The sequence below is a fragment of the Parapedobacter sp. 2B3 genome, assembly GCF_041925275.1.
Taxonomy (GTDB): Bacteria; Bacteroidota; Bacteroidia; order Sphingobacteriales; family Sphingobacteriaceae; genus Parapedobacter; species Parapedobacter pyrenivorans_A.
Genome location: NZ_JBHEUZ010000010.1, coordinates 124,747 through 146,255 on the forward strand (window position 1 = coordinate 124,747; position 21,509 = coordinate 146,255).

The following is a 21,509-nucleotide window of genomic DNA, read 5'->3' on the forward strand; positions in this document are numbered from 1 at the left end:
GGCAACGGCCGAATATATCTATAAAAGTAAATAAAAATCACTGATCCACTGATTTCCATTGTTATTTATCCAAGTTTTTGAGCAACTTCTTGAGGCTAATCCCCTTACCTAATACCGGTTTGAATATATCGCCTTCGGAGCGAATGCGATCCAACGCATTGGCAATGGTAAAATCACTTAACTTCAACCCTTTTTTCACTTCTTCCCAGTGAAGCGGCATAGATACCGTGGCATCAGGCTTGGGTCGCAGTGAGTAAGGTGCGGCCAGCGTTGCCGCGGGCCGGTTTTGCAGGAAATCGATATACACCTTGCCCCGGCGCCGGTCGGTCATCCGTTCAACGCTGGTAAAATCCAACGTAGAATCTACCTCAGTGGCCACCCAGCGTGCAAAGAGTTGCGACTGGCCGTAGGTGTATTTTGCACCTAAAGGAACATAAATATGCAGTCCTGTCGAGCCGGAGGTTTTACAGTATGATGGTACGGCGATATCCTCCAGGAAAGCATGGATGGCATTGGCCACCTCAATAACCTGCTCGAACGTATTGCTTTTATCGGGATCAAGGTCCAAAAGGCACCACGTTGGGTAATCGGGCTTATGGATTGTGCTGCTCCACGGATTCATCTCAATAGCCGCAAGGTTAGCCATATAGAGCAGGGCCGCCTCATTATTGCATAACATGTAGTGCTTACGTTTCCGTTCGCCCGCTGCTTTATAGGGATATTTTTCTACCCATGCGGGTACTTTCCCGGTCACATCTTTCTGGTAGAAGCTCTTACCGTTTACCCCATTTGGAAACCTGTTGAGCGACTGGGGCCTGTCTTTGAGATAAGGGAGTATATAGTTGGCTACCTGCCAGTAATAGTTGACCATGTCACCTTTCGTATATCCCACATTTGGCCAGAATACCTTTTGAACGTTCGTGAATTTCAGCTCGTTGCCGTTCACCTTCCTTACCTGCGTCTTTTCTTTCCCTATTATTTTTCCCATGATAGCTTCTTTTTCCATAACCACTGTCTTGGGGTCCTTATCCACCCGTAGCGCGATGAATGCGGGGTGCCTGAACACACCATCATCGGTCACTTCTGTATAATGGATCTCGCACACGATTTTAGGTGTGATCCAAGTTGCCTTTGCATGCGGCGGATTGGGTCTGAACCGCGACGGCTTGTTCGGGTCGGGAGGGGTGGCGAAGGGACTGGTTTTGCGAATTAGCGGTTTGAACAACTGTAGCATTTCACGTTGCTCCTGGTCTTTAAAGCCGGTGCCTACCTTTCCTGCGTATTTGAAATCATTACCGTCAAATACGCCGAGCAACAGCGAACTGAAGGGCTTCGATGTTCCCGCGTTGCGCGTAAAGCCGCCAATAACAACTTCCTGCCGTTTTTGCAGCTTGATTTTCAACCAATCCCTCGTTCGCTCACCGGGATGGTAAATACTATCGGAGCGTTTGGCGATAATACCCTCTAAGCCGAGCTTACCTGCCGCTTCGAAAAATGCATTCCCATCGGCATTGACACTATAACCACTCCGAATGATTCCCTCGGCCGGTACGAGGCGCTGGAGGATGGCCTTCCGTTGCGACAGCGGCAACTCCATGGTGTCCTTACCTTCATACCATAGCAGATCAAAGACGTAATACAACAGCTCACCGTCCGCTTCGCTACGCCAGTTCTCCAGCCGATTGAAGTTAGAGATTCCGCCATTCGTCACCGCGACAATTTCCCCGTCTACTACAGCATTTATGTCCCACGCGCTTACCGCTTCAAAAACGGGGTAAAATTTATCGGCAAACGATTTGTTACTGCGCGATTTCAAGGCCACTTGCTTTCCATTTCGGAACGCCAATGCGCGGTATCCGTCCCATTTCACCTCATACTCCCATTCCGGGTCGTCGAAAGAGGCGTCGACGAGTGTGGCCAACATGGGTGGAATGGATTTCGGAAAAGGTGCTTTTTTAGCACTTTTGAGCAATGCGGCTACATCTACGGCGGTCCGCGGATTCGCATTCCCCTCGGGATTTACTTGTTCTTTCAACGTGGTTTTAACTGCCTGCTTCTTTTCAGCCTTTCTCTTCGCCGATGGCTTCGTGCTCCCATTACTGGCCGCTGCTGCCACCTGGGCGAGCGTCAATTTGGAAACCACCGATTTCTCCTTCCGCGTAATGTCCGCATCGGTAGCATACCGGTCGTTGTGCTTGATAAGCAGCCAAGCGTTATCTTCCTTTCCTTTCATCTTCACCAGTGCGAACTCACCTTTTAGCTTTTTACCCTTCAATACCACTTTTAGTGACCCGGCCCGCCATTGCTTCATCAGGTCTTTTTCCATGGTTTTTTTATCGCCGTTACTTTCGATCGGCTCATAGGTACCCTCATCCCAGACAATCACCGTACCTGCTCCATAGTTACCTTTCGGTATGACACCTTCGAAATCCTTGTAATCATAAGGATGGTCCTCTACCTCCATAGCCAATCGCTTATCGTTTGGATTAAGCGAGGGGCCCTTCGGTACTGCCCAACTCTTCAATATGCCACGGAGTTCTAGCCTGAAATCGTAATGTAACCGTGATGCATGGTGTTTTTGTACCACGAAACGGAGTTGTGCGGCGGGAGCCTTACCTCCTGCCGGCTCGGGCGTTTCGTTCAACCGACGCTTCTTCCTGTATGCTGAGAGTGCCATGTGCGATTGGTTATGCCAGGCTTGCTTTCAATTGTTCCAAAAGATCGGCCGAGCCTTTGGGTTTAGCTTTCAGTTTCCTTACGGTAGGCCGTTTGCCCTTGGCCTTTGCCCGGATGAGTTTCATCAACTCCTTGCTGTATTCATCGCGATATTCCTCTACATTGAATTCACTGGTATGTTGCTTGATTAGCTTTACTGCCATATCCATTTCGGCTTTCGAAACGGATGACAGGGTAATGCCGGGGTCTGATGCTGGCCGGATTTCCTCATGGAAGCGAAGCCGGTTGAGCAACAATAAGTTATCATAAGGTCGTATGACGGCTAAGTTCTCTGTACTGCGCATTACAAAAGTGGAAAGTGCTGCTTTTTTGGTTTTAACCAATGCACGATACAGCAGTGAATAGGCTTTCTCGCCGCCTTTCTGCGGGCTCAGGTAATAAGGCGATTCGAAATAGATGCTATCGATTGCCGATTCGTTGACGAACGATTGCAGGTTGATAGTCTTCGTCTTTTCCGGACTTGCCTCTTCAAAATCAGCATCTTCGACTACGATGTACTTGTCTTTAAGGTAGTGGCCTTTGACAATGTTGTCCCAATCGACCTCTTTTCCCGTGCGTTCGTTCACCCGCTTGTACCGCACGCGGTCCAGTGACTTCCGTTCCAGCAGGTCGAAGTCTGGCCGGCTTTCCTGCGTAGCACTGTATATTTTTATGGGAATGTTTACCAGGCCGAAGCCGATAGCGCCTCTCCATATAGCTCTCATCGTTCTGATTTTACAAGGGTAAACAATCGGCGGTGCTGATTGTTCTCCGTTCAGGAACCACGATTGATTGACAAGTAAAAATTAAAATCCGATGAGCAACAACATCATAGGAATTATCGTAGGCAGCTTACGCAAGGCATCATTTTCTAAGAAACTCGCCAAATCCATTTCCACCATGGCTCCTTCCGAATTTGAGTTCAAGACCATACCGATCGATGACTTGCCTATCTATAACCAGGATTTCGATGACGAAGACCGGGTGCCGGAATCGTATGTCGTATTCCGGAATGCCATTAAGGCCGTCGATGGCGTGATTTTCGTTACTCCCGAATATAATCGTTCCATGCCGGGTGTCCTGAAAAATGCGTTGGACGTCGGGTCACGGCCGTATGGCAAAAACACGTGGGACGGAAAGCCTGCCGCCATATTCAGTAATTCGCCGGGAAACCTTTCCGCATTTGGAGCCAACCACCACCTACGGCAATGCTTGGTATTTCTCAACGTACCCGCTATGCAGCAGCCAGAGGTTTATCTTCCGGATATGAAAGATGCATTCGATGAGGACGATAATCTGAAAAGCAAAGAAACAAAAGCGTTCCTCCACCAAGCGGTTGATGCGTACATCGATTGGTTTAACAAACTGACGTAATCCGTGCGCATCGGTGTGGGACTATTGCAAGAAAGCACCAATATATTCAAAGGCCTCAGCCAGGTGCTCCGGTGGGATACCATGGCCTCCGGAGTATGTAAAGACCGTATGTTCAACTCCATTTCCGGCAAGTGCATCACGCAATTCATAAGCCTGGGATACGGGCACCAATGCATCTTCCGTGCCGTGCAATAAAAGGAATTTCGGGCTGGATGATGTGACGAAGTTTATCGGTGACGCCTGTTCATACCGATCACCTTGATCGGTTGGCGCACCGCCCATAAATGCAGCCACAATCAATTTGGCTTCCGTATTTCCGTACTCATAAAGCGATTGCATATTGTAAACGCCGGCAATCGCTACACAGCCCTTGATATTGCCGTTGCTGTTGTGCTTCAAGGTATGAAGCGCAGCGAGGTGTGCCCCGGCACTACCCCCGGCCAGGTACGTGTCTGACGACAATTGGTACGGTTCCAATCGGCGATACAGGTAATCCATCGCTTGCTTCACGTCATTCTCCGCTGTTGGATACCGGTTTTCGTCGCCGTTCACGAGCCGATAATTCAGATTCACCAGTGCAAAGCCGGGAAAATGCGCTTTCAGCGTCTGTAAATTTTCATCCGTAAACTGAAGGTCACCTTTATCACCCGCCATCCAGCCGCCGCCATGGATAAAAACGACAATCTTCGTCGTCGCTTGCGATCTTCCCGCGGGAAGATAAACATCCATCCGCTGTTGCTCGTGGTCCCCGTAGGCCACGTCTTTCAAGATTACGTCTTCTGCTACCGGATACACCTCGGGCGCTGTATCTTTCGTACAACCCCACAGGTATAAGACGGCGATAAACAACGATACGACAGCAAAGTTAATGGTCTTCATCATTTACGTTTTAAAATCCGCTGCAATCCTTGTGCCTAAACGGAAGCGCAAAAAAACTTGTGTTAGAAAAAAACCCCTGATCCGGGCGGATAGGGGCTTTTAAACTAACCAATTATAAACCTAAATTATGAAAAGACAATCTTACTTTTACTTATAACGTAGTGTATTGTCATGTATTGTATGAGATGTATTATTTTTTTTTCCGATTTCTGTTACGCAAACAATGCCATCTCCGGCAGGTGCACACCATCGGGGGTCGTATAAAACGGGCGGCCCTCTACTATCGCGTGTTTTTGTTGGTCAATACCCAATGCATGGTAAATCGACTGATGGATTTGCTCAATCCGGATGGGATTCTCGATGGTCTTGCAAGGCCTTTCATCGGCTGTTTTTCCAAACACCGATCCTTTCTTTATTCCCCCACCAAACATCAATATGGAGCACCCATCGGTAAAATGGCGGTGCATGCCATAGTTGCGGATGTCATTGATCACATCGGGTTGCTCTACTTGGTGCAACACTTCTGCCCCCGGGCGGCCCTCCATGACCATGTCACGACTGAATTCGCTGGCAATGATAACCAGTGTACGCTCAAGGTGCCCACTACGGTCAAGGTCTTTGATCAACTGGGCTATGGGCGCATCGATGAGTTTCTTCATATCCCCTGCGCGTACGTGGCCGTTCTCGTGGGTATCCCACCCCATAAATGGTTCATACTCGGAAGTCACACTGATAAACCTTGCACCCTGTTCCACAAGTCTACGCGCCATTAAACATCCCAATCCGAATTTACCGGTGTTATATACCGCATACTGTTCCTCCGGTTCCTCCCGCAAATCGAATGCTTTGGCCTCCGGCGATTTGAGCAGCATATACGCCTGCTCCATCGATCTTTTGAACGATTCTTTTTGATAGTCACTCCCAAGGTCGCCAATTGCGTTTTGGTCGAGCAGTTCGGTGTACAATTGGTTGCGCCGCTCAAATCGGCTAAATGACATCCCTGCGGGTGGCTTCACAGCATCGAGTCCGCCGGAAGGGTCGGGAATCATGAAAGGCCCGTATTCACTGCCAAGGAAACCGGCCGTATGGAAAGCTTTGAGTTCTTCCGCTTCTCCTACCGTCATCCGCTGACCGATATTAATGAACGGTGGGATCACTGGGTTTTTAGGGCCAAGCTCCTGCGCTATCCACGCCCCGATATGCGGAGCAGATACCGTTTGTGGGGGTTCATAGCAGGTATGCCAATGATACTGGTGCCGCGAATGTAGGATATGCCCGAGGTCGGCGGCCACATAAGAACGGATAAGTGTACCCCTGTCCATCAGTGAGGCCATAGATTCCAAACCCTCCGAAAAAGAGATGCCATCCAATGCTGTCGGAATGGACGGAAAAGTGCTCAATACCCGGTTGGAATCCAACCCTTTCTCAAACGGCGTATAGGCTTTGGGATCGAACGTGTCTGTATGGGCCATGCCGCCGGCCATCCATAGCAAGATGACAGCATCAGCAGTTGCCTGCTTTCCGGAGCACGAACTCAAAAATCCCGCAAGCGGCGCACCGGCAGCTAATGCGCCCAAGGTACCGGCAGTCGCCGTCTTCAAGAAATCCCTTCTGTTATAATATTGGTTCATAGCTATATTATTCGATAAATTGAAATTCAGGTAACAACACCACTGACCATAGCAAATCCTGCACACTGGTGGTATCCATCTGCTGGCCCAAGATTTCATGCGATACACGCCGTTCATCCTCCGACGGCTGGCGTCCAAGGCTTTGCGTGAATACCGCGGTAATCAGTCCGTCCTTGTCCCGATGGGTTGCCATCCACTCCTGCGCACCGGCTATCAGCGTTTCATTCAATAGGGCTCCATTAGTCAACTCCATCGCCTGCAGCAGCGTAGCTTGCCCATCGCGAACGCTAATGATATTCTCGCGGCTAGGGCGGCCAAGTGCGGTCAGAAACGGGTCGTTTTGCACCAACGCTGCGCGTACAAACGGGTGGGATTCCTTATACGATGCTTCATCACCTTCCGGATTATACTTCAAAGACGTAGTGGGATACATTGGATGGACGATCGTACTGATGGCATCCGCATATTGCTCGGCGGTAAGCTTCCTTTTCAATACCCCCGTAAACACAAAATCAGCGTTGTTAATCGTCGCCGGATCGGCGATGGCTACAGAGGGAAGCTGGTAGGTTTTAGACGTGGTGATCAGGTAAAGCAAATGCTTCACATCATATGCGTTATCCACAAAATTTACCGCAAGCCAATCCAAGAGATCCCTGCTCCACGGTTCGTTGTCCATCTCGTCGGTGGGTGCTACGATACCACGTCCCATCAGCTGCGCCCATATCCGGTTTACCAGTGTGCGGTATAGACGTCCATTTTCAGGTTGTGTGAGCAACTGCGCAAGTTCGCGCGACTTCTCCTCGACCGATCCGTTTTTTGTAATGTCTCCCAGCTCGGGCCAAAGCAGCCTTGTATCGGCCATTTCCCCCGTGGGGATATCACAACGGGCTATTTCGAGCTGATTTTCGGAAAAGATGTTGGCAAAGGCATACGCGTCATCCAGTTTCCAGTCGCTTACAAAGCTATCATGGCAAGAAGCACATTTTAAATTCACGCCCAGCAACGCCTGTGACACGTTCTGAGCAGCCTGCATGGCGGTAGTTTGGCTGCTGTTGACGGCCCCCCGCCATGCAATGCCCTTGATAAAGCCTTTTGACGATTCATCGGGGTTCAGCAGCTCCTTCACGAACTGGTTATAAGGTTTGTTGTCTACAAGCGCCCGGTATAACCAGTCGGAAATATTGAAGCGGCCGTTGGTGATATAACCTGGCCCCGTATAATCGTTGCGAAGCAAATCATTCCAAAAGGTGGTCCAATGCATCGCATAGTCATCGTTGCGGCCTAATAATTCAGCAGCGACCTGTGCCCGCTTATCCGGCCGTGTGTCTTCTTCAAAATCGCGTAATTGCTGCGGCGTCGGCAGCAATCCAACCAGGTCGGCATATATGCGTCGGAGGAATATCCGGTCGTCTACCACGTCGGGCCATGTGAGCTGATTGCCTTCGAAATAATCATTGACCCATCGGTCAATGGGATTCTCCAACCCTTTCGTTAATGCCGGCAATTCAGGGCGCCGAGGTTCCAACGGCGCCACAGGGAAAATACCTTTGATGTGTTCCGGCCATGGCGCACCTTTCGCTACCCAAACCTTGATCAGATTTACTTCGTTATCATCCAGCGGCTTGCCTTTTCCGGGCATGGCCTCCTTATGCCCCGCTGGCAGTGTAATGCGTCGAATCAACTCACTGTTATCCACGTCTCCGGGCAGGATTGAGGGTCCTGATTCACCACCTTGAAATACAAACTCCCGTTGGTCGAGACGTAATTTCCCTTCAGTCTTGTCGCTGCTGTGGCATTGGAAGCAGCGGTGCGCCAGCACGGTGCGGACGGCCATGTTCAGCTGGGTTTCTTGCTGTTCGTCCAAGGTGTCGAGCTGGGCGAACGACTGCCATGCTACCGTGGTTGGCGTGCCACCCAAAGCAGCCGCCATCCGTTCGTCTTCGCCCCCCCAGGGTGTAACGCCCAGCAGGTAATCTTGACCATGGGTAAGGGACCCACCGTAGTGACCGGCAAGGAATACGCCCACGGAAGAAAGAAGCAAGGTAACTTGGTATGCCTTGATAAAAGCCAGTCGTTTTTTACGGACCACTGCCCACAGTAATAATCCAGCCAACGCACCTAGCACCGCGGTGGCGGTTCCGGACCATTGATGGGCATAGAATGTGTCGCCACCATATTCGCCGGTCCAGGCCAATAACCAGCCACATGACGCAGCGATGACGGCACTTAAACTCCCGATGAAAACAAGCCAATTGATACCGGCGCGCAGTTGCGACTGGAAGCGACGGAAGGTTAACAACTCCATCACAGCGGCAATCAATAACAGCGATACCGGAAAATGCACAAGCATAGGATGCATCCGCCCTACAAATTCCCAGCCCCACCATATGTCCGCGGGTTCGCTCGCCGGCGCCTCAGGCTGTGCATATGCCGCCAGGGCAAGAAGCTGTAAAAAAAAAACACAAACCGTTATCGGCAACCGCCGTTCCACAGGTAAAGTCTGTTTAATCATCGAGTGGTTTATAAAAACATTTATCGCCTACTAAAGAACGCAAAATATCCTGCGGAAGTATCCTGTACCTTCCTGCCCGCACCCAAATATGCCCGATTTCCGCATCGTGTAATGCATGAAATTACTAGTGACATGAATGGGTTGCTCGGCGTTGGCTATCGTTAGGTAAAAAAATCAAACCAATTTCTTAAATTCGCACAGGAAGAACAAAGGAACCGTGGCGTAGATGCAACTCACTAAGCTCGAAATAAAGGGTTTTAAAAGTTTTGGAGACAAGATCACCATTCATTTCAACGAAGGTGTTACCGCTATCGTTGGGCCAAATGGTTGCGGAAAATCCAATGTGGTAGATGCTATCCGCTGGGTGTTGGGCGAGCAAAGCACACGCATATTGCGCTCGGAAAAGATGGAGAATATCATCTTCAATGGAACGAAAAGCCGCAAAGCCGCCAATCTGGCCGAAGTGTCACTTTCGTTCGACAACACGAAGAACATCCTACCCACCGAGTTCTCCCAAGTTACCATCACCCGGAAACTTTACCGCAGCGGCGAAAGCGAATACCGACTCAACGATGTAAAATGCCGCCTCAAGGACATCACTGATTTATTCCTAGACACCGGCATCGGAGCCGACACCTATTCGATCATCGAATTAAAGATGATTGACGAGATCATCAATAATAAGGAGAACTCACGTCGGATGCTTTTTGAAGAAGCGTCAGGTATCTCTAAATATAAAGTACGTAAAAAACAAACACTCAACAAACTAAGGGATACAGAGAACGATCTGGAGCGGGTGGACGACCTGCTGTTTGAAATTGAAAAAAACCTCAAGACGCTAGAGAGCCAAGCCAAGAAAGCCGAACGATATTACCGGTTGAAGGAACAATACAAAACACTCAGTATCGCACTAGCCACCTATCGAATCAGTCACTTCAATGCCTCATTGGCCACGCTTGATGCCCAAGAACTTGACCACCGTGCTGAGCAAATGCGTATCAGCACCGAAATCGCTAAATTGGAAGCACTCATCCAGCAGCTCAAACAAGAGAGCCTGGTCAAAGAGAAGAACCTGGCTGCTCAGCAACGCACCACCAACGAATACGTGGCTAAGATAAGGGCATACGAAAGCGATAAAAAGGTCAAAAATGAGCAGCTCCGGAACCTGCAGGATAAAGAAACACGCATCAGTGGTGAGCTCACACAAGACCGGCAGCAGCTCAACCACGTGTTGTACAACATTAAGCGCCTCAACGAGGAATACATCGAAGCGCAACAAAAGCTCTATGTTGTTACAGCCACGTTAGAAAACCAGCGGGCCGAAGTAGGCGAATTGCGCGGTCAACAACATGCAGCCAAACAAAAGCTCGACAGCGCGGCACGGCAGCATAGCGACGAGCAGAACGAAAGCTATAAACTCGAAAAGGAAATCGCCGTATTACGTATCCAGCACGATGCGCTCGAACAAGAAAGTTTGCGCAATGTAAGCGATGTGGAGTCCAAAGCCGCTGAGCTTGATCAGTTCAATACGTTGGTTGCCGACCTCGAAGGGCAAACAGAAGCAGTACAGCAGGCCTACAACGCCGCAGCCGATGCCGAAACCACTCTTCAGGAACAGGTGGCCAGCACAGAAGCCGCCATCCAATCGCTCAATGAGGAGCTTATGCGCGACAACCGGCAGCTCGATGCCAAGCAGAATGAATACAACCTCACGAAATCGCTGGTAGATAACTTGGAAGGTTTCCCCGAGTCGATACGTTTTTTACGTAAAAATGCAGGTTGGAAAAACCAGTACCCGCTGTTTTCAGATATTCTCTTTTGCAAAGAGGAATACCGGGTTGCCATTGAAAACTACTTGGAACCCTATATGAACCACTATGTGGTACAACGGCCCGGCGAAGCGGTCCAAGCCATCCGGTTGCTTAGCGATGCCGTACGCGGCAGGGCCAATTTTTTCGTGCTCGATGCCATCAAAGAGTCCGCCGATGTCATATTGGTACAGCAGGCCGACGAGCAACTCATCCCGGCATTGGATATCATCAGTGTGGAGGAACGTTACCTACCCCTTTGCCGTATATTATTGCATAACGTATACTTACTAAATACGGAAGATGAGCGGGCGTTGGATAGCGAATTGCCCGGTGATGCGGTTGTCGTGCTGCATAAAAACGGTAAATTCAGCAAGAACCGATTGGGCCTGTCTGGCGGCTCAGTGGGGCTATTCGAAGGTAAGCGCATCGGCCGTGCAAAAAACCTGGAAAACCTGGCCAAAGACATCAAATCACTCGGCCAGTACATCGCCAAACAACAGGCAGCGCTTGACGAAGCGACCCAGCGGCTAGCCACATTGAAGAACAGCTCCAAGAAAAACGATATGGAAGAGCTTGGCCGCCAACTCAACCGGCTGAACAGCGAGCTGGTGTCGGTAAAAACCAAACAAGAACAATACGAGGCCTTTATAACCAACAGCCGGAACCGGGAACAGGATATCGAGCAGAAAATGGCGGGCATTGCAGCCGACCTCCGCGCGGCCGAACCTCGGCTCGAGGCACTGAATGCAACGAAAGTAAGTAGTGGTGTTGCACTGCAGGAAATGCAGTTTGCCTACCAAGAACTAGCTGACCTACTGACCGATAAATCGTCGGTATTCAACCAAGAGAACATCCGTTTCCACCAGCAGCAAAATGCGGTAGCAAGTATCACGAAAGACCTGGAATACCGCGAAAACCTACGGGACACTTACGAAAGCCGGATTACCAAAAATGCTGCGGAATATGAACAGGTGCAGACGGCTATCAAAGACACACTACAGCATGTTGATAACTCGGACGAGGATCTCATGGCCATGTACGCCCAGAAGGAAGCCTACGAAAAAGGCCTACAGGAGATAGAGGAAGACTACTACACGTCTCGTGGTAAAATCAATGAAACGGAAGAACAGGTTACGCAGTTACGCCGGCAGAAAGAGCAAATAGACTTTCTGTTCGACGAACTCCGCGACAAGAAAACAACCTTGAAACTCGATCTCAATGCACTGAAAGAACGATTGGCTGTTGAGTTTTCCATCGACATCAACGACCTCGCACCGACCGCGGAGGAAGACACCGACGCCGACGCGGCGCAACAGGACGACGAGGACACATTACGTCAAAAAACGGACAAGTTGCGGCGGCAGTTGGACGACTTCGGTAGCATCAACCCGATGGCGATAGAGGCATACAAGGAGATGAATGAACGCTACACATTCATCATCAAGGAGAAACAGGATTTGCTCGATGCAAAGAATTCATTACTGGAAACCATTCAGGAAATCGACGATACCGCACGCGAGAAATTCATGGCCTCCTTTACGCGAGTACGCGAAAACTTCATCACGGTGTTCCGCTCCCTATTCAACGAGGAAGATACGTGCGATCTCATCCTTACCAATCCCGAGAGCCCACTGGAATCCGATATCGACATCATAGCGCGGCCCAAAGGGAAACGCCCGTTGTCTATCAATCAGCTATCCGGGGGCGAGAAAACATTGACTTCAACGGCACTACTATTCGCTTTGTACCTCCTAAAACCCGCACCGTTCTGTATTTTCGACGAAGTCGACGCACCTTTGGATGACACGAACATCGACAAGTTCAATAACATTATCCGCAACTTCTCCGACCACTCACAATTCATTATCGTATCGCATAATAAACGGACGATTGCTAGCACCGATATCATCTATGGGGTTACCATGGTTGAACAGGGAATCTCCCGTGTTGTCGCTGTGGATATGCGGGAAGTGGCCTGATCTAATAATAAGCGATGAAATCATTGAGAACATGCTCTGAAGGCCACCAATACTACAAAAGCAGCGATTGTCCGGTCTGCCCGGTCTGTGAGGCATCGAAGACACCAAAACCGGGTTTATTTTCCACCTTAAGTGCACCTGCCCGCCGTGCACTGGAGCACGCAGGGATCACAACGGTAGAAGCACTCTCAACCTATAGTGAAAAAGAGATACTGGCACTGCACGGCATGGGTCCGGCTTCGCTTCCAAAACTTCAAAACGCACTGGAACAGTTGGGACTAACCTTCCGTAAACCGGGATAATCGGACATTGCCCAATCGCCTGGCCAATAGCTTCTGAAAAGGTACCAGTTTATTCCACAACCACCGATTGGGATCTTTACCACGCTCACCGCAATCAATTACCCTACAGGAGCGACAAAATCTATCATATAAACCAAACACACAGATAAACCTAAGCAAGCTCTTATATCTCAGCAATAAGTAATCAAAATAAAGGTGTCCCAATATTTCCATAACAAAGGAATCGTCGCCTATAGCAAGACCGTTGCCAAAAGACGCCTTGTAGTCGGACTTAATTTTCGCAACGAGTGCCGTTGTGTTTCCCTCGGGCTGCCCAGTCACAGCCTGTTTGAACGGCTGGTCATTGACAATACGCACCAAGCCATCCGCAAACGTTACCTGTACCGGCAGCCCATCAAGCAGATATTGTTTTTCCATTGCATGCGAAGATAACCTTAATTGCTGCCTTTTCTAATCCCCGTAGCCCAATACGACATTTCACTCTGTACGAACGAAGCCATAGGTTCGACATCTATATACATAAAAACATTAGATTGAATAAGTAACACACTGATAAACAATAAAATCACGAACAACATTAACTTTTAGTTAATGCGAATAAAACTACCCTTTGATCAAAACAGCATTACATTTCTCGGTTTTACCCACCGTATTTATCATACTCGTTTTTACATTTTCCGGCAAGCCGATTTCATCATGGTTTGACAACTGACGTAATCAACTTGGGAAAAGGAGATAAGAAAACCAAACGTGATAAAATTGTGAACGGCACGTACGGCCGAAGAAGACAGCCGGCAAAAAGCGGAAGAAGGCGTGCTAGTTAACGGCTGCCAGGCGCTGCCGAAGCGCTTCGTAAAGCACGACACCGCCGGATACGGACACGTTGAGCGATGCAATAGTGCCTGCCATGGGGATACGTGCCAATTGGTCGGCTAGACGAATCAGTTCGTCGGTAATCCCCCGTTCTTCGGAACCTAAGATAAAAGCAATCGGACCGGAATAATCCAGTCCATAGATACTATCATTGGTTTTTTCGGTACAGGCTACTACTTGAATGCCCGATTCCTGCAGGAAACGTACCGTGTGCGATAAGTTGTCTTCGCGGCAAACACTGATTTTAAATAATGCACCAGCAGACGTTTTGATAGCGTCGGGGTTGATTTCGGCCGAGCCTTTTTTTGGCACGATGAGCGCGTGTGCACCCACGCACTCCGCTGTCCGGGCAATTGCGCCTAAATTGCGTACATCTGTAATGCCATCGAGTATGAGCAGCAAGGGTACTTCGCCCTTTTCATACAAGACGGGCACCACGTCTTCGGCCCGCTGATAGGTAATGGGCGAGATAACACCAATTACACCCTGGTGGTTTTTGCGCGTCATCCGGTTGAGCTTTTCTACCGGCACCTGTTGGTAACTGATATCATATTGCCGCAGTAGCTGTTTCAGCTCTTGGAAAAGCGGCCCTGACAAACCCCGCTGTATAAAAAGCGACTCGATTTCCTTTCCGCCGTCGATAGCTTCCATCACAGCGCGGATACCATATACCTGTTGGTTGGTTTCACGCTTTTCGGGGCTCCCCCGCCACTGCCTTTGCTGCTGCATATGTTATTATTTGCCCGCGAAGTTACGTATAGTTGTAACCAGTTGCAATTTTTACAACTCCATTCGTTCGTCGTTAATCTCTATCCAATACCCATCAGGGTCTTGGATATACAGTTGATGTACGCCATCTACCCGTGTGCCCACCTTATCCGGTTCCTGCTGCGCATTGTAGTACTTCACACCGAACTCCTTAAGCCGGGCCGTCATTTGGTCTATGGAGGCCACGCTGAAGCATATATGCGTATTCCGGCGGTGCGCAATGATTTCGGTTGCGTCTTTGATTAAGTGGAGTGATAAGCCCGGGCCGATTTTGAACCACTTATGTTTACCAATCTTAAATGGCTCGGGTATGGTATCGAGCTGCAGTACGTTCTCATAAAAAGAAGCACTTTTCTGAAGGTCATAAACAGATAAGGCCACATGGTTGAACCCAGTTTTTCTCTCTTGCGCATAATTACGGGTAGCATACCCGACGAGGCATACGGCGATCAGCGTATACAGGATTATCGATCGTTTCATCCATCAAACTTAGCTAAATTAATTTATTTTACCTACTCGCTGATGCGACCTTCCAGCTCCACTACCCGCTTTTCCACGGACTCCATGATTTCGGTCAAGTGGGTTACCGCTTCAGCCATCTGCGCATCACTGATTTTCTGTTCGAGGTTCTTCATGCGCAATGCGATTCCATCTAGGCGACGGTGCAGTTCTTCCAATCCATCGAAATCGTTGGGCTGGTTAGGTTCTTTTTTCTTGATAAAAGGCAAGGCTGCAATGACCAATGCAATGAGGCCAATGACGAAAGCGACGTAAGCAATCATGGTGTTCTCTTTTTCGGGGTTATCAATCTGATCAGGTAGTTGTTCGGGGTATATGGTCTGTATGCCGGTTTGGTCCGCCATTGGCGCCAAACTGATGTCTTCGGCAATATCTTCAGGCGGCAGATTTTCCGTCGGAGGTGCAATCAATGCTGCGGTGCGCGAAACGTACCCTTCGTAGCCGGCCAATTGTTTTCTATACCCTTTGCCCGGTCGTTCAAAGATGTCGGCGAAAATACGGTCCCGTAACGCCTTTAAACCGTCGTTGTCCTTCACAGCAACAGACCGCCATCGATTATACCACGGTTCAATACCCGCTATGGGGTTGCCGGCTAGCTGCTGTCCGAAACAACCGTAGTCCAATGCTTCACACGAAACCTGGAAGGCCGTATCTCGGGAGACGGCTTTATCGGTAGCCAAAAAATTGATGGTTTCCCGAATGAGCTCGTATTTAGCGTGGTCCGGTTGCTCCTGCGCGAAGCTACTCCAAACCATCGATACCAGGCATGTTAGGGTCAACAAACCGTTCCGCATAATATGTATGTTTGTAATAAAATCCAACTATTGAGTCTTCTCAGCGCCCAAGATAGGAAGAAAATCAGTTCCGGTCAAAAATCGGACCACCGACCTCGTGACCCGGCGCTATCAATCGGGCATCGCCTTCTTGGTGGAGACGCTACGGTTAAGGTTATAGGTCATAACGATTTGTAGCGCCAACATAAGCGCAATGAATCCGAGTAAAAATGAATAGTCTACGTAAGAAGCTAATTTTCCAAACAACAATGGCATCAACGTAATACCAATATACGCGCTGGCCATTTGCATGCCCATAATGGCCTGCGCATGCTTTTCGCCAAAATTCCGTGGTGTTTCATGCAATAGGCTCGGGAAAATGGGCGCACATCCCAGGCCAATCAACAGGAAGCCTGGGAGCAAGGCGGCATCAAACGGCAACAACAGAACGAGGAGTCCAAGCACGATAATCCCCTGCCCCAAATATACCAATTGCTTGTTCGTAAGGTGCCCGGCGATAAAGCCAGAAGCGAACCGCCCCACTGTGATGCCCACATAGTAGATGGAGACCAACCTTGCAGCGGTCTCCGGCTCCAGATGCCGAGCAAAGACCAGGTAGCTGGCCCCCCACAACCCAAACGTCGCCTCGACCGAACAATAGCAAAAGAATACCACAAGTGCCTGTTTCAAACCTGCGATACGCAGCAATGTCTTAAACCCCGCTTTGGTGTCACCGTGATCTCCAGGAAGGGTCGCTGATCTGCGTATCCAAAGCGGAATTGACAGGAGCAAAACCAACACCAGAGCCATCTGGATCGAACCTACCGCGAAATATCCGCTATTCCATGATTCGCCGTTTGCCAACTGCCGGGCCATGATGATTGGACCAATCGCCGCCCCCACACCCCAAAAGCAGTGCAGCCAATTCATGTGTTTAGCTTTGTAGTGCAGGGCCACGTAATTATTGAGGGCAGCATCCACGCAACCCGCACCCAAGCCCAAGGGGATGGCAAGCAGGCAGAGGAAAATGAAGTGGTGTGAAAACGAAAAGCCCACCAACGCCAAGGCAGTCATCAAGACGCTGCCAGTGGTTACCGAGGCCACGCCCAAACGGGCAATCAGCCTCGCGCTAAACAAACTGGAAATCACGGTTCCACCGGCTACGATCATCGAAATGATGCCTGCAAAATGGATGGGTACGGCTAAATCGATATACATCGTTGGCCACGCGGGGCCTAGTAAGGAATCAGGGAGGCCCAGACTAATAAACGCCAAGTAAATTACAACGAGCAGTAGCCCCTTCTTCATCATAGGCTTCATCGGGTCCCCTCAGCCTGCTCCGTACCCGAAATGATGGCTGCCAACTGGCAGAGGTGCCAGTAGCTCGGGCATTTATTTAAATCTCGCGGCCAATCCCGGATGACGTCGAGGTTGACCTCCAAATATTTATCAGGTTCGGTGATGACGGTTGCTGCATTAAGCATCGTACCTTCAGGTACCGGATGCATACGGAAGAAATCTTCGAGTTCTTGGACAGACTTCATACAATATCAATGGTATTCATCTCCAACGGCAGTGTGCTCGCGGCGGACAAAGGTAAGAAAAATACGCTATTTATAGGTAGCCAGCAATGCTGCGGTTTCACGTCGGCCCCAATGGGGATCCAATGGGACGAAGTCGATGGAGGCATCGAAGATTTCCCTCGCACGTTCGAGGAATGGTTTCGCTTTCTTTTTTCCACCACCAAAAACTGCCGGCGTATAGAAAATACCCATACCACGTACATAAAGAGCACGAGGGTTGTCGGGAGCCTGCGCAAGCGCGGTGGTTAAATGAACTTTGCTCTCACGCCCCATGCTGGCACCCCGTGTCATTGGGTTGACGTTGATACGCGCGCTAAGCAGGGTGTAATAGTTAGCGTGCAAGCTCTTGGTGGTATCCGATGCAGCGATTTTGGGTGTTAACAATTCTTCCAGTGGCTGTGTGCGGGCTGTGCTACCGTATCCTTACAGCCAATGCATGGGCAGGATTTTTTATGAATATCAGGCTGATCTCGGCATCTGAGAATCCGCTTTTCCTCAATGCTGGGATAAGTGCTGTAAAGACAGTATGATACGGGCGGTAATTCCCTCCATCTGGCTCACCCACATGGTACCATCCAGCATCATGCGAAACCAATACCTTGTGCAGCATGTTTGCGGTTTTCATATTGGTAAGGAATTGGATATAGGTATCGATGGATTGGTCACTTAATCCATCAAACGATACCCATGCACCTTCTTTAGCCATGTTTATATGTGTGGCACTATTCAACTCATTTTGAGCATGAATCCAAATCCAAGCTTCAGGTGCTACCCCCATGTTTTTGAGGATGTGTAGCTCCTCTTGTGCTGCCGCTCCGCTACCGGTGTGAATGCCGATGGTTAAACCGGTTTCCAGGTGGGTCAGCGCAGCGGCCGCTACCAATTTGCGTTGTACGGCGGAAAGCGGATAACCATCGACACCTATTTTAATGAAACCAGGTTTGATACCAGAGCCGTTGATTCCTTCTTTCCATTCTTCTATCCAACGCGCGGCGAGTTGCTCAGCAGATTCACTGTAAGCATGTATCGGTAGAAACTTTTCTGCAGAAGCGCCATAATATCCCGTGTTGGTGATGATATGGAGGCCGCTTGCGATAGCGAGTCGCCGCATTAACAGCACATCGCGGCCTAACCACGCAGGTGTACATTCTACCAACGTCTTGCACCCCAGTTCACCCGCCTGTTTTAGGTGTGGTAGTGATTTAACAAACACATCATCAGCGTCGTAGCGGGCAGGTGTTACCTCCTCAGCCCCAATAAAGTCTACCATGATGTGTTCATGCGAAAGGGTGAACCCGATATCCCGTGTTGACACGGGGCCATTGACAGTCATAACATAACCATCCTCGAAATCAGGTACGCCCTTGCTACCAAATGGAATGATTACTGGGGCCCATAGGAACAGGGTAGAACGGAGAAAATCTTTTCGATTCATTTTTAAAAAAATTTAAAAAACACCAAGATCGGCATTTAAGGCAGCTACTAATTTAATGAAATCCGAATGGTTAGAATCGGTGCGTTGGATACTGATCATGTGTGTGTTTTATTTTTCCAAGGTCTCCCTCACGCGAAATGCGACGATCCGGCTAATTAAATCCAGCGGCATGGGGTTATTCAAGGGGAATTGCACCGACCCTTTGCCTTGTTTGTATGTTGCTAACTCCTCTGCAAACTCGGAATGCCCTGTTGGCGTGGCATAAAATCCGATATGGTTTTTGTAACCTGCAAAATAGACCAGCGGTTTGCCGTTTAGCTTGTAAGCAGGCATGCCGTAGCTGATGGATTCAACAGCATCGGGCGACTTTTGCCTGACGGTCTGCCGGATTTGCTCCAATATCACTTTGATTCCTTGTGGGAAACTGTTGATGTATTCATCGACGTTGCTTAATTTATTCATAGCGAGTATGGTATTTATACCCCTTGAATGTACAACTATTTCCTGATTTGAAATCGGTTTATTTTGTTACGCATCTCGCCTAACGCTCAGGGGATACTTCGGGCATGCTCAAGGTATACGCCAGGTGCGTGTGGTTATCATTCCGTTGTCCAATCTTCGATAACAATTCCGTCAAGTCTGTCAAAATCACTTACGTTTTTTGTCACCAAAGTAAGGTTGTTGAAAATGGCTGTTGTACCTATAAGCAAGTCAAAATCATCTAACTCCTGCCCTTGGTTTTCAGTCGGGCTTTTTCTTTGCGTAAATGTCGAGAACAGGAAAAATGGGAAGAATATCGAATTTAGCAATAAACGCTTCGATGTTTTTTCGATTCTTTTCTTTCTGTACACTATTTTCAATGCCGTATTTAAGTTCGGCTATCGTTACCTCGGACAAAAGACAATTTTCTTCACCAACCGCCGTGATTTTACGATGCAGGTCAAATTGCCCTTTGATGAAATAGATACAAATATTGGTGTCGAGTAAGAATTTTCTCACGATTCTTCACGTTTACGGGTAAAGTTTCTCGCGGCTTTAAGTTCTGCAATTAATTCATCTGCGGTTTGGTCTGATTCCCAAGAACCGTATAAAGATTCAAGGGAAACTTCTTTCTCTTTCTTTTTAGTTGTCTTCATCGACTTTGAAAGTCGGGCGATAAGTTCCTATTTATTGTTGGGACTAAGACTTTTCAGCAATGTATAATAGCTGTCAATCAAGGTTGTATTTAAGTCTGCTGTTTTCATCTTTTCCTCCTTTTCAAATTATAACAAAGATAATCAAAAATCTTTTTCAATTAGTTTAATTAGCCTGTTCCGCTCTGCAATTTCCATTTCTGCCTGTTCTATAATCCGTCATAAGAAAAATTGAGTTGCCACGCTTTTTCCTCCCCCGGTACAGACCTGCGACAACGGAGCCGGGATGTTCCGGGACAAGTTTGGCTTTTTGTGGGTGCGGCCAGGGTACGAGTTGGATACTACGGTTCGAATGGTGCCAGCCATTTCGGTCGGATGATGCCTGGATATAGATTTTGACGTTGTACGTTCCATCGGTTTTCTTGTGGTGTTCAAACACCTTGGCGCTTACGGTTGCCATAATTTTTCAATTACCACACAAAGTTTCCGTAACGTATTTGTAACGGTTTTGCGTGAAGTTCAACAAAAAACTATGTAAATCACACCGTTTCGGTGGATCCGATTCGGCAAGCGCAGATGTCTCTAATCTGCTCTTAAAAACGTAAAAAAGCCGCTTCCTCGTGCAGAAAAACGGCTTTTTTGTTGTGGTGACCCCGGACAGGTTCGAACTGTCGACCCACTGATTAAGAGTCAGTTGCTCTACCAGCTGAGCTACGGAGTCTGGTATTATCTTCTGGGGGTGCAAATTTAGAAAAATTTGCGTTTATATACAAAATTTATCACGGGGTATGGCTTCTTTTTCCACTGGGTCCAGGCAGCTCGTCTGCGTCATATCCGCCCAGGCAATCCATACATGCATTCGCATATGCACTGTATTCGTCATAGGCAGCACCGGGTTTTCCAAAAAGCGTAATGATGCGGTCTACCCGTATGTCCAAGCCCCCATCCAATAGGACGTAGAGCCCTTTCTTCGCAATTTCTTCCATCGATATCACGCTCCCTGTCGCCTCGCAGACGCTGCCTTCGTGGCAGAAATAGAAGATTTTGCCAGTTGTTTTCTTCTCCATAGCCTCTTCTATCACTTCACGATACTCCCATGCCACCGGCAAATAAGATGTGTCTGACGAGTTTTTGACTGTCATCTCCTGTTTCACTTTATGCTGTATGTACAAACAATCAACCGGTGTCGCTCGTGGCGTAATCCGGCGCGGTAAAAGCAAAT

21 protein-coding genes and 1 tRNA gene are annotated in these 21,509 nt (G+C 48.8%); 4 read left to right on the forward strand and 18 right to left on the reverse strand.

Going from position 1 to position 21,509, the window contains the following annotated elements:
* Window positions 1–61 precede the first annotated feature (61 nt).
* A complete protein-coding gene (ligD, locus tag ACEVG1_RS12800) occupies window positions 62–2,677 on the reverse strand; it encodes a DNA ligase D (RefSeq protein ID WP_374744076.1) in 2,616 nt (871 codons plus the stop codon).
* Between the two features lie 10 nt (window positions 2,678–2,687).
* Window positions 2,688–3,440, reverse strand: coding sequence for a Ku protein (locus tag ACEVG1_RS12805; protein ID WP_374744078.1), 753 nt, complete (start codon window positions 3,438–3,440; stop codon window positions 2,688–2,690).
* A gap of 91 nt (window positions 3,441–3,531) precedes the next feature.
* On the opposite strand from ACEVG1_RS12805, the gene ACEVG1_RS12810 reads away from it, so the two are divergent.
* Window positions 3,532–4,089 (forward strand): NADPH-dependent FMN reductase, encoded by a 558-nt coding sequence (locus ACEVG1_RS12810; RefSeq protein WP_374744080.1) that lies wholly within the window; start codon window positions 3,532–3,534, stop codon window positions 4,087–4,089.
* Window positions 4,090–4,110: 21 nt separating this feature from the next.
* On the opposite strand, the gene ACEVG1_RS12815 is transcribed toward ACEVG1_RS12810, so the two are convergent.
* The 3 genes from ACEVG1_RS12815 to ACEVG1_RS12825 all read right to left on the reverse strand — a co-directional run bounded on the left by ACEVG1_RS12815 (window position 4,111) and on the right by ACEVG1_RS12825 (window position 9,111).
* A complete protein-coding gene (locus ACEVG1_RS12815) occupies window positions 4,111–4,971 on the reverse strand; it encodes a prolyl oligopeptidase family serine peptidase (RefSeq protein ID WP_374744081.1) in 861 nt (286 codons plus the stop codon).
* 209 nt (window positions 4,972–5,180) lie between these two features.
* Window positions 5,181–6,599, reverse strand: coding sequence for a DUF1501 domain-containing protein (locus tag ACEVG1_RS12820; RefSeq protein WP_374744083.1), 1,419 nt, complete (start codon window positions 6,597–6,599; stop codon window positions 5,181–5,183).
* A gap of 7 nt (window positions 6,600–6,606) precedes the next feature.
* Window positions 6,607–9,111, reverse strand: a complete 2,505-nt coding sequence (locus tag ACEVG1_RS12825) for a DUF1549 domain-containing protein (protein ID WP_374744085.1) — start codon at window positions 9,109–9,111, stop codon at window positions 6,607–6,609.
* Window positions 9,112–9,337: 226 nt separating this feature from the next.
* Between ACEVG1_RS12825 and smc the strand changes: the two genes are divergently transcribed.
* A complete protein-coding gene (gene smc / locus ACEVG1_RS12830) occupies window positions 9,338–12,901 on the forward strand; it encodes a chromosome segregation protein SMC (protein WP_374744086.1) in 3,564 nt (1,187 codons plus the stop codon).
* Window positions 12,902–12,915: 14 nt separating this feature from the next.
* Window positions 12,916–13,203, forward strand: coding sequence for an RNA polymerase alpha subunit C-terminal domain-containing protein (locus ACEVG1_RS12835; protein WP_374744087.1), 288 nt, complete (start codon window positions 12,916–12,918; stop codon window positions 13,201–13,203).
* Here the strand turns inward: ACEVG1_RS12835 and ACEVG1_RS12840 are convergent.
* Complete coding sequence (locus ACEVG1_RS12840) at window positions 13,180–13,620, reverse strand: hypothetical protein (RefSeq protein ID WP_374744089.1); 441 nt, start codon at window positions 13,618–13,620, stop codon at window positions 13,180–13,182. The two genes, ACEVG1_RS12835 and ACEVG1_RS12840, sit on opposite strands and share 24 nt — an antisense overlap.
* Window positions 13,621–13,925: 305 nt before the next feature.
* Between ACEVG1_RS12840 and ACEVG1_RS12845 the strand changes: the two genes are divergently transcribed.
* A complete protein-coding gene (locus ACEVG1_RS12845) occupies window positions 13,926–14,027 on the forward strand; it encodes a 30S ribosomal protein THX (RefSeq protein WP_374744165.1) in 102 nt (33 codons plus the stop codon).
* Here the strand turns inward: ACEVG1_RS12845 and rlmB are convergent.
* The 12 genes from rlmB to ACEVG1_RS12905 form a co-directional block, all read right to left on the reverse strand.
* Entirely contained in the window at window positions 14,020–14,805 is a 786-nt protein-coding gene (gene rlmB, locus ACEVG1_RS12850) for a 23S rRNA (guanosine(2251)-2'-O)-methyltransferase RlmB (protein ID WP_374744091.1), read from the reverse strand. The genes ACEVG1_RS12845 and rlmB overlap by 8 nt on opposite strands.
* Window positions 14,806–14,856: 51 nt before the next feature.
* A complete protein-coding gene (locus tag ACEVG1_RS12855) occupies window positions 14,857–15,324 on the reverse strand; it encodes a VOC family protein (RefSeq protein WP_374744092.1) in 468 nt (155 codons plus the stop codon).
* Between the two features lie 32 nt (window positions 15,325–15,356).
* A complete protein-coding gene (locus ACEVG1_RS12860) occupies window positions 15,357–16,157 on the reverse strand; it encodes a hypothetical protein (protein ID WP_374744093.1) in 801 nt (266 codons plus the stop codon).
* A 111-nt stretch (window positions 16,158–16,268) separates the two neighbouring features.
* On the reverse strand, window positions 16,269–17,447 hold the full coding sequence (locus ACEVG1_RS12865; RefSeq protein WP_374744094.1) for a sugar MFS transporter: 1,179 nt from the start codon (window positions 17,445–17,447) through the stop codon (window positions 16,269–16,271).
* Window positions 17,448–17,452: 5 nt separating this feature from the next.
* On the reverse strand, window positions 17,453–17,680 hold the full coding sequence (locus ACEVG1_RS12870) for a hypothetical protein (RefSeq protein WP_374744095.1): 228 nt from the start codon (window positions 17,678–17,680) through the stop codon (window positions 17,453–17,455).
* Between the two features lie 66 nt (window positions 17,681–17,746).
* On the reverse strand, window positions 17,747–18,103 hold the full coding sequence (locus tag ACEVG1_RS12875) for a hypothetical protein (protein WP_374744096.1): 357 nt from the start codon (window positions 18,101–18,103) through the stop codon (window positions 17,747–17,749).
* 28 nt (window positions 18,104–18,131) lie between these two features.
* Window positions 18,132–19,154: a phosphotriesterase gene (locus tag ACEVG1_RS12880; protein ID WP_374744097.1), complete on the reverse strand. Its 1,023-nt coding sequence runs from the start codon at window positions 19,152–19,154 to the stop codon at window positions 18,132–18,134.
* A 108-nt stretch (window positions 19,155–19,262) separates the two neighbouring features.
* Entirely contained in the window at window positions 19,263–19,616 is a 354-nt protein-coding gene (locus ACEVG1_RS12885) for an iron chaperone (protein WP_374744098.1), read from the reverse strand.
* Between the two features lie 279 nt (window positions 19,617–19,895).
* A complete protein-coding gene (locus tag ACEVG1_RS12890) occupies window positions 19,896–20,153 on the reverse strand; it encodes a PIN domain-containing protein (RefSeq protein WP_374744099.1) in 258 nt (85 codons plus the stop codon).
* Window positions 20,150–20,290, reverse strand: a complete 141-nt coding sequence (locus ACEVG1_RS12895) for a hypothetical protein (RefSeq protein ID WP_374744101.1) — start codon at window positions 20,288–20,290, stop codon at window positions 20,150–20,152. Before ACEVG1_RS12895 ends, ACEVG1_RS12890 begins: the two co-directional genes overlap by 4 nt.
* Before the next feature lie 642 nt (window positions 20,291–20,932).
* Window positions 20,933–21,008: transfer RNA gene (locus ACEVG1_RS12900), tRNA-Lys, on the reverse strand.
* Window positions 21,009–21,066: 58 nt separating this feature from the next.
* Window positions 21,067–21,429, reverse strand: coding sequence for a hypothetical protein (locus ACEVG1_RS12905; RefSeq protein WP_374744102.1), 363 nt, complete (start codon window positions 21,427–21,429; stop codon window positions 21,067–21,069).
* Window positions 21,430–21,509 lie beyond the last annotated feature (80 nt).